This is a genomic window from Paenibacillus flagellatus (assembly GCF_003217775.1).
In the GTDB taxonomy this organism is placed as follows: domain Bacteria; phylum Bacillota; class Bacilli; order Paenibacillales; family NBRC-103111; genus Paenibacillus_AB; species Paenibacillus_AB flagellatus.
Map to the genome: position 1 here is coordinate 1 of NZ_QJVJ01000030.1, position 8,721 is coordinate 8,721.

General features: G+C 45.2%; 6 protein-coding genes and 1 pseudogene. 1 reads left to right on the top strand and 6 read right to left on the bottom strand.

Going from position 1 to position 8,721, the window contains the following annotated elements; genetic code table 11:
• Nucleotides 1-97 precede the first annotated feature (97 nt).
• From DLM86_RS31525 to DLM86_RS31545, 5 genes are all read right to left on the bottom strand, one after another.
• Nucleotides 98-1,147, bottom strand: a complete 1,050-nt coding sequence (locus tag DLM86_RS31525) for a P-loop NTPase family protein (protein ID WP_110844207.1) — start codon at nucleotides 1,145-1,147, stop codon at nucleotides 98-100.
• Nucleotides 1,148-1,163: 16 nt separating this feature from the next.
• Nucleotides 1,164-3,236 (bottom strand): Druantia anti-phage system protein DruA, encoded by a 2,073-nt coding sequence (locus DLM86_RS31530; protein WP_146250342.1) that lies wholly within the window; start codon nucleotides 3,234-3,236, stop codon nucleotides 1,164-1,166.
• 141 nt (nucleotides 3,237-3,377) lie between these two features.
• Nucleotides 3,378-3,656 (bottom strand): hypothetical protein, encoded by a 279-nt coding sequence (locus tag DLM86_RS31535; RefSeq protein WP_146250343.1) that lies wholly within the window; start codon nucleotides 3,654-3,656, stop codon nucleotides 3,378-3,380.
• Between the two features lie 391 nt (nucleotides 3,657-4,047).
• Nucleotides 4,048-4,359, bottom strand: a complete 312-nt coding sequence (locus DLM86_RS32935) for a hypothetical protein (RefSeq protein ID WP_245955071.1) — start codon at nucleotides 4,357-4,359, stop codon at nucleotides 4,048-4,050.
• 495 nt (nucleotides 4,360-4,854) lie between these two features.
• The gene (locus tag DLM86_RS31545) at nucleotides 4,855-5,907 is read right to left on the bottom strand and encodes an SLC5/6 family protein (protein ID WP_342773135.1); all 1,053 of its coding nucleotides are present in this window, start codon (nucleotides 5,905-5,907) and stop codon (nucleotides 4,855-4,857) included.
• A 38-nt stretch (nucleotides 5,908-5,945) separates the two neighbouring features.
• On the opposite strand from DLM86_RS31545, the pseudogene DLM86_RS31550 reads away from it, so the two are divergent.
• A pseudogene (locus tag DLM86_RS31550) lies at nucleotides 5,946-7,177 on the top strand (IS256 family transposase).
• 161 nt (nucleotides 7,178-7,338) lie between these two features.
• Here the strand turns inward: DLM86_RS31550 and DLM86_RS31555 are convergent.
• The gene (locus DLM86_RS31555; protein WP_110844213.1) at nucleotides 7,339-8,538 is read right to left on the bottom strand and encodes an IS110 family RNA-guided transposase; all 1,200 of its coding nucleotides are present in this window, start codon (nucleotides 8,536-8,538) and stop codon (nucleotides 7,339-7,341) included.
• Between the last annotated feature and the right edge of the window lie 183 nt (nucleotides 8,539-8,721).

Here is an 8,721-nt window from a genome sequence, read left to right on the forward strand (position 1 = left end):
GTGTGGTAGACTTCACCTAAAAGGTGCTCCTCTCTTTGGGTGATGTTGTCCTGGACAAACACCATTCTACCAAAGATTTGGAGCCCTTTTTATGTTTTTAATGCGCAGTACTTTCGAAATTCAGGTTATATTCAATGGGAAGCAGATCTAATAACTCATGTCCACGCTCATTTTCAAAATAAAACCTTCTCTTTAAGGCTTTAAAGGCTTCTAATGGTTCTTCTGAATACTCAGGAGCATCATATTTATCCTCGAATAACCAGCCTTCTGTAAGTGCCCCGTTCCATAGGCGTTCATCAATCTCCGGGTGAGAGTAGTGGTACGGATCAAATATGGCTAACGCAGTAAACAATTCATTAGAACCATTAAATATTAGATTGTAATAATCATTTGCATCGGAGTCTTCATTTTTTCTGATTACGCACTTTTTACCTGATGTGATGACAAAAGCGAAGAAGCCCAGGATATCTCTCATAACAACATGGAGCCCTATACTCCCAATTTTCTCAATAACAGAAAATAATCGCTGTTGCACAACTGGATGCTTAAGCTTAATTAAATTATTTGATGCTGCGCAGCCGTTACTTTCCTTACAATTCTCACAAGGCTTACTAATATCCAGCAGCTTATTCAAGGTTTTTTCCAGCATATCCTTGGATAGTAGGTTCCGATTGTTTAAATCAACAACAACCACTTCTTTGACTGTCTCTTCGCTTCCCTTATTGTATATTATCCCTTTTTCCCTTTGAGCAATGATTTGTTGGAAGCCCGGAAGTCTATCACCTAGCTTTTCCAACAATGATATAAGCGGGAATTCGTTTATTGCCACAATACAAGGCTTCCCCTCAGACACAGCCTTGGTGAACTCCGTTAAAAAAGCTTCCTCGTCCTTTATGCTATTTGCATCGGGCTCCACGTAGGCATCATGCACATCAAGAATCGATTTTAACGATTTTATTAAATGCGTTTTCCCATCGCCAGGATTGCCTGTTAGGAAAATAAGCTTCTTTTGTTCAATGTATTTTTTCAGTAATGCCTCAATCCCGGATTCCACATGGAGAGCATAGAGTTCCTCTGCACTAAAAACATCTGCATAGCTATTTCGGTTATTATAAAGCTTGGCGATAAAATCTAAATCAAAGTACATACTTCTCCCCCCCAAATTATAAGAAATTACTTAATAACATTGAGGCTTTTTTAAAAGCACTAAGTCTCTCGATAATATCAACAGTCTCAATTCTATTCAGGAACCATCGCTCTCTCCAGAAGTCAATTAATTGACCCGTGTATTTCTCCTCATTTCCATCCAGTGGAAGGAAATAGTCTAAATCCTTTGCCTCGCCCTTTAAGAATTCGCTGGTATTTGATGCTAAAGAAACACCGTAAACAATTCTTCTTGTATGATGCTTTAAGTAATTTTCCGAGGAGATCCCCAATGCAGAAAGCCCAGATCGTATGAGTCGTAAGCGAGGGCTTGTTCCTTCGCCAAAGACATTATTGATTTTTCTGCCACCATCAATCAGTTGTAACATTGTGCTTATGAATCGGGTGGTTTCCTGTGCAAAAAAAACTGACCCAAAGCCCTCTGTTTCACCTAACTTTTTATATTCTAAGGATTTACCGTCTCCGACAGGAATCTTTATCCTATTGTATTGGCTGCTTCCCATATGATATAGACTGGTCGTCCCCAAAAAGGCAAGCTGAGAGTCCCTAACCACCTTTTCGCCTTTCATTCTAGATGCGATCTCACTGACTTGCTCCGAGTATCTATTGTTATATTCCTTTACCACTACTGGACTACACATTAGGATGCTTACGAGTTTGCCTGCGAGAACCTCATTGTATGGAGGTATTGCACCACACACAATAATTTCCATCAGGTTTGAGCCAATTTTGCACTTTCGGTTTGCTTGCAACGCAATACTTATCGATTTCCCTTTATCAATTGATAGCAGTTTTTTTAATGCTCCAAGACTATCCTGTTCAGTTTCCAGCATATTTCTGATAATTAGCTTTGCTTCTAGAAGCTTTGCTAATTCAATAGCTCTCTTTTTTGTAAAGAGAGGCGTACATGCCTCTGCATTCCAATTGATTTCTCCAGCAGTTCTTTTGTTATTTAATTGAAGCTCTTTGAGTGACTCGGCAACTTCCTTTAGCCTTTCTATACACCTAGGGCTAGGATTCTCAACTTCATCAGCTGTCAATAAATTTATAGGCGTTATGTCATTAATTGCTTCATCTAAAAACCTTAGCAGAAGTTGTATTGTCTTCTCACTTTCTAATTGAATACGTGCTTGATGCTCACGATCACTTTCTAATTCAGTTGTCTTTTCAACATGTCGTTTTAATCCAAGCTGTCCTGGGAGGGTCTCCTCAAAAACTTCTGTCTTAACTTTCTTTTTCAATGCATTTTTAATCGAATCCAGGGTCCAGCCAATATAATTATCTCTATTTGTTAATTGCAATACACAATTGCCCAAGGCTGCAATTCCCATGACAGGATGATACGGCTGCGCTGCATCTCTAATTAAATAAAAGACATTCCTGCCTGGTGTCGATTTATAGGGAATTGACCACGTATAGCGGAAGTATCTCCAAATGTCCATTAGCTTGTATCCTGTATAACTACATGATGAGTTATCAACAAGCTGAATATATGGCTTTATCTCAGAAGCAGCTAACCTTACGCGCTCCTCCTGCTTGACACTCTCTTTTATTTTCATTATTGTTGATGAAAGCAGAGAGCTATCTCCAACAAGATCTAGTATGTTTAGTTCTTTCCCTTGATACTTACGCTTTTTTTCCATCCTTATAATGAAAGATTTAATACTTTCCAACTTAAATTGTGCATTTCTTTCGTGCTGAAGTTGCTGGCGCAGATAAGCCTTGTCATCTCCTCTAAGTAAAACGGGAGGGGCAAGCATCAACTCAGGCTGCTCAGTATTTTTAAGGATTCTCCATTCCTGAGTCAATAAATCTCTTAAAATACTTAAAACAGAGAGAAGTTTCATTCCCTCCACATCATCTACATTAATGCTACTTTTCCATATTTGAATATGCTCATTAAGGTACTGAATACGTTGGTAGTTAAATTTGTCCAATAAAGTTGTAGTGATTTTATTAAAAACACCCATATAATATTCATTCAGAGTTGGGTTAAAGGTCATAAAATCGGTTGTAACCTCAAGCTGATTTGTTTCGTATACGACGCCCTTCTCAGATGCTGGCTTACTCATATTGAACCTGCTTTCATCATTGATCAAATATAATGATCATTTTACTACAAATTCAAGTGTCGTGCAGCTCCTCACGAGAACAAAGGTTCTGGAAATACATTTTAAGACTTAATCGTCAAAAATGCTCAACTCGTCTTGTATTCACTGCAATCTTTCGACCGAAACCGAACCATCTAATTCTCGTTGGACCATTTGAGTCATTCGCTCATGAAGCTTATTGAAGGAGTCATATTCGTCATCATATCGTTCTTTTGCCTGCAGCTTTCCTAGTGCATATGGCAAGGTGGACAACTTAAACGATCCAGCTATGAGTTTCTCGTAGAAGTCCAGCTTGAGTTCCGCAATGGCCGTATTTGTTTTATAGTTGATACTTTCGATGACTTGATCGTTATCATGCAAGTATTCCCGAACGTTCTTCATGACGGTTTCCGTATCCATCACGCCCAAGTACACGGTGAATCGAAACGTATCTTTTCCGTCTCCTTTAAACGATATTTATCATGACGAAGCCACGGAACTTGTCCGTTTTCAACGATCGAATAATCCTTTTCCTCTGTTTGGAATTGGATGCCCACGCCTCTATGATGCGCGTATGATTCGAAGTCACTAGGCGTCTTCCCTTCAATATGATTTGTAGGCTATTAGCGCCATGAAGATAGAAACTTTGACGCAGTTTTACTTCTTTCGACACTCTTCCAAGGTATCCCTTCTATGGAAATGACAACAACAATAGTCCCATCTGTCCGGGTAAAACAAAAACCCGACCCAGCCCTCCATCATAGGTAGGTGGATCGGATTTACGAGCGACCGATTAATCGGCTGCGAATACGCAATGCCCATTCGGATAAATTAGGATCTTGAACTTTAATTCTCCGTTATTCGCTTCTAAAACGACCTCGCTATTTAAAGCACTATTATCGATGACGAGCAAGTAGTTCACCAAGTCCAAATGTTGAAGCAAATTATGCATAGAGCTGTAATGCCGATGCAAAATGTCCTCCGAAGGGATGTGATGTCCCCCGTTATGTACCCCGATGGCAACACGTTCGATATTTAAGTTCGGATCCCCCAGACCGACATAAAACATGATGATCTCAAATTGATTGGCCCTCGCTTCTTGCATGAGCCGGATCCATCCGATAAAGTGATTTCCATGGGAAAATCCCGATGGACGGCTATACAATCTCGAGCCAATCGGATCGCTTCCTTACCGGTCGAAACCCGTGCATTTTAGGGGGGAGGATCAATCCGCCGAGCTAAAGCATCCGGGTCCAAGTTGACACTTATCCCTATCCGGTCAATAATCTAATCTCGAATGGTACTCTTTCCGCTTCCGTTGTTACCGGCAAAAACTAACATGGTCGCTTTCGGCTCAACCATTCTCTCTATATGGTTCCGACAGGAACTCCGCTTTCCCATCCGAATATTCCTTGACCAGTTTAACTGTACGATCTTATAGACGACGTACGTTCCGTTTGCTTTGGCGTCCAGCTTCGCCCGTTCTCCCGTCAATTACGTTTAGAAAACCATTAATACCCGATAATTGCATGTAATGAGTCTGCCGGTTCAAGGCGACAAGGCGAACTGATCCGACGCAAGTTTTCTTCGTGATAAACGTTCAAAAGCCGCTTCCACCAGAAAGCGGCTTTCTTCTTACCCCTACACCCGAATCCATCCCGCCGAATACAAAAACACCAACACGATCAGCACCGGCGACACGAAGCGCAGCAGGATCATCCACGCCCCGTACCAGAAGCCGGACAAGCCGGACTCCTCCCCTGCCCGCTTCCACGCGTAGCCCGTGAAGAGCGTCACGACCAAGCCGCCGAGCGGCATGAGGACGTACGCGATGATGAAGTCGGTCCAGTCGAAGAACGTCCGGCCGCCGGGCGTAAACGTGCCGAGGACGCCGCCGACGGACAGCGCGGACGGTACGCCGACAAAGGAAGCAGACGACGGACACGAGGACCGCCGCCCGGCTGCGGGACCACTTCCACTGGGTCATCGCATAGGCGATCGGCACCTCGAGGATGGAGATGGCCGAGGTGAGCGCCGCGATGGCGAGCAGCAGGAAGAACAGGCCGCCGAACAGCAGGCCGAACGGCATCTGCGCGAACGCCGCCGGCAGCGCCATGAAGGCGAGCCCGACGCCCTCGCCCGGCTCCAGTCCGTAGGAGAAGACGGTCGGGAAGATGACGAGTCCGGCGATGAACGCGTAGAGCAGGTCCCCCGCGCCGAGCGCGATGAGCGCCGACTCGGCGTCCAGCTTGCTGAAGTCCGGCTGCAGGAAAAAGCGCGCCCCCTCCCCCGCTCCCGGAAGCGTAAGCGACCGGATCATGAGGACGACGAGGATGAGGAAGAAGCCGGGGATAAGAATTTTGTTGAATTTCTCGATCCCGCCGGACACGCCCCTCGCCAACACCCAGCCGCATACCGCCATGACGACGGCCTCCCAGAACAGCGGCATATACCCGCCGGCGAAGGAAATGAATTTCGTTTTGTAGTCGATGCCGGCGCGGAACAGCAGTCCGGTGAGCGATTCGACCGTATACTGCAGCGTCCAGCCCGCTACGACCGCGTAGTACGACATGATGAGGAACGCGGTAATGACGGACAGCAGCCCGAAGGCGCTCCAATAGAGTCTGTAAAATAAACTGTTTAAACTCTCCAATCTATCCATTAGACTAATAGGAAAGGTTGGATTGAAGGATGAGCGCAGTGGCCTCCAAGTTCAGCAAGGAGCAAGTGAAAGCATTGATCAAAGATAACGATCAGAAGACAATGGCAGACGTTCAGTCTGCCCTCAAAGAGCTGTTCGCCGACACGCTGTAAGAGATGTTGGAGGCGGAGTTCGATCACGAGTTGGGCTATGCCAAGCATGACGTAGCGAATAAACAGACCGCCAACAGTCGGAATGGGAAAAGCAAGAAAACGATCACCAGCGAGTATGGCGAGCAGGAAATCCGCGTTCCTCGCGACCGCAATGGGGAGTTTGAGCACGTGATCGTCAAGAAGCATCAATCGAACGTAACCGGCATTGAGGACCAGATCATCGCGATGTATGCGAAGGGTGTAAGCACGCGAGACATTCAGGATCATCTTGCCCACTTGTACGGGATCGAAGTATCTCCGACGATGATTTCGAATGTGACGAACAAACTAATCCCCTTAATCAAAGAATGGCAAAATCGCCCTCTGCAAGGCGTGTATGCCGTTGTCTTTATGGACGCGATCCACTTCAAGGTCAAGCAGGACGGGGCCATCGTAAACAAGGCCGCTTACATGGTCATCGGCATCGAACTCGATGGGAACAAGGACGTTCTCGGCATGTGGATCGGCGAGAACGAATCCTCCAAGTTCTGGCTTAGCGTGCTGAACGACTTACGAAATCGTGGCGTTCAGGACATTCTCATTACCTGTGTCGATAACCTCTCGGGCTTCTCACAGGCCATCTCTGCCTGCTTTCCGAAGACGGAAATCCAGAAGTGTGTCATTCATCAGATCCGCAATTCAACGCGGTACGTTTCCTACAAGGATCTAAAGAAGGTACAGCCGATCTCAAGCCCATCTACAAGGCCGCAACCGAGGAGATGGTTTTGGTTGAGCTTGATCGATTCGAGGAGACCTGGGGAACCAAGTATCCGCTCATCGTGCGTTCTTGGCGTACCAACTGGGATGAGATCGCAACGTTCTTTACATACCCTCCTGAGATCCGAAAGCTGATCTATACGACCAATATGATGGAGAGCTACCATCGCCAGCTCCGCAAGGTGACCAAGGGGAAAAGCATCTTTCCTACGGACGAATCCCTGCTCAAAATGCTATATCTGGCGACTATGGACGTTACTCGCAAATGGACAGGTCGTGTTCAAAACTGGGGACAGATCTTACTGCAGCTCTCGGTCTTCTTCCCTGATCGAATTGGCCCACATCTCCCTTAGGCTTTTCGAAGGTTTTCCCAGGGAGTGTTTACACAAACCAGCTAATATGATGTCAAGTCTCTTTCGGCAAAACTTATTTCTTTGGTAGAATCAGAAAAGGGCAATACGAAAGTAACCCCAGCTCCAACTGGAGTTATATGTTATATTGACCTTTTTAAGGATTAAGAGGGGCAGTACCGGACTGAGTTTTTAAGTAATGCATAAATGATACGAAGAAGCTTATTGGTGCAAGCAATAAGCGCAACACGATGCGGTTTGCCTTCAAGTCTTTTCTGATCGTAAAACAAACGAATACGTTGGTTTCTAGCTGCCCCTCGGATTCCACAAAGAACTGCCAAATATAAAGCTCTTCGTAGTCGAGTGGAGCCTCGTTTTGTTATTCGGTTCCTAGTCGCTGTGAATTTCCCCGACGAGAATACACTTGGATCAATACCAGCAAAAGCGACAAGCTTTTTCGAATGTTCAAACGAGGAGATATCCCCGATTTCGGCCAAAATTGTTGCCGCGAGCTTCGGACCTATTCCAGGAATGGAACACAGTAATTCATAACCGGGAATACAGCTGGCTTTCATTTTGATTTCTTGTTCCAGATTCGCAAGATGGCTTTGGTATTCCATTAGCAGATTGATCATGAGTCGCATTGCTATGACCTGGCTCGGATTTGGATCGATGACTAGGCTGTTCCTTGCTGCCTGAATCATTGCAGCAGCCTTAGTGGATGCCCAACTATCCGATCGATTACAGCGGGCAACAATCTTTTCCTTAAGCTCATCTTGAGCGGCAGTCAGAACATGTTCGGGTGTCGGATACATCTTTAGCACCTCAAGCGCTGTAACGGAAAATAACTGGCCAAATATGTCGGTGTATAGGGGAAATACTTGATCCAATATAGACTGGAAATGGAGTTGAGCTTGAACATAAGCGTGATTAATCATTTGGTGCTGTCTGCTCAAAAAACGGAGTTCTTCTTGCTCCATTGACCTCTTTGTTAGACCAGCTTTTAACTCATCTCTGTAATACAATTCTGCCAATTGTTTGGCATCTTCTGAATCGGTCTTTACTTTTCTTAACTTGGACTTCCTGGCTCGCTGAGAAATAAGGGGATTGAGTACAATGACTTCATAGCCATGTTTTTGTAACGCGCCCACCAGCCCCAAATGGTAATGCCCCGTCGATTCCAGAACAACAGCCGGCTTTGCACCAGCGAGCTCCTCCACCTTCTCCAACTTCATATTTAATTTGGTAATTTCTTCGTGGGTATGTAGAAAGCGGAATGCCTTCTCATACGGTTTATTCCGTTCCAGAAAAATATAACCTTCGCTTTCGCATTTTGATACATCAATTCCAATGACTGGCTTCATAACTCCTCCTACAGATGATTTGCCGGATCCCCCACTAACCATTGCACGTCCATAGCTGTCACCGCCGGGATATAATTGACCCATCGTCGCCGGAATGAAAATGACCCACCCCTGTAGAATACATCTCTCTGAAAATACCGACCAAAGTAGCTTCAGAGGGGAGACATATGCTAAGGAGTGGGA

Coding starts and splice junctions, on each gene's coding strand:
- DLM86_RS31525 (WP_110844207.1), bottom strand. CDS start 1,147: ATGTACTTTGATTTAGATTTTATCGCCAAGCTTTATAATAACCGAAAT.
- DLM86_RS31530 (WP_146250342.1), bottom strand. CDS start 3,236: ATGAGTAAGCCAGCATCTGAGAAGGGCGTCGTATACGAAACAAATCAG.
- DLM86_RS31535 (WP_146250343.1), bottom strand. CDS start 3,656: ATGAAGAACGTTCGGGAATACTTGCATGATAACGATCAAGTCATCGAA.
- DLM86_RS32935 (WP_245955071.1), bottom strand. CDS start 4,359: ATGCAAGAAGCGAGGGCCAATCAATTTGAGATCATCATGTTTTATGTC.
- DLM86_RS31555 (WP_110844213.1), bottom strand. CDS start 8,538: ATGAAGCCAGTCATTGGAATTGATGTATCAAAATGCGAAAGCGAAGGT.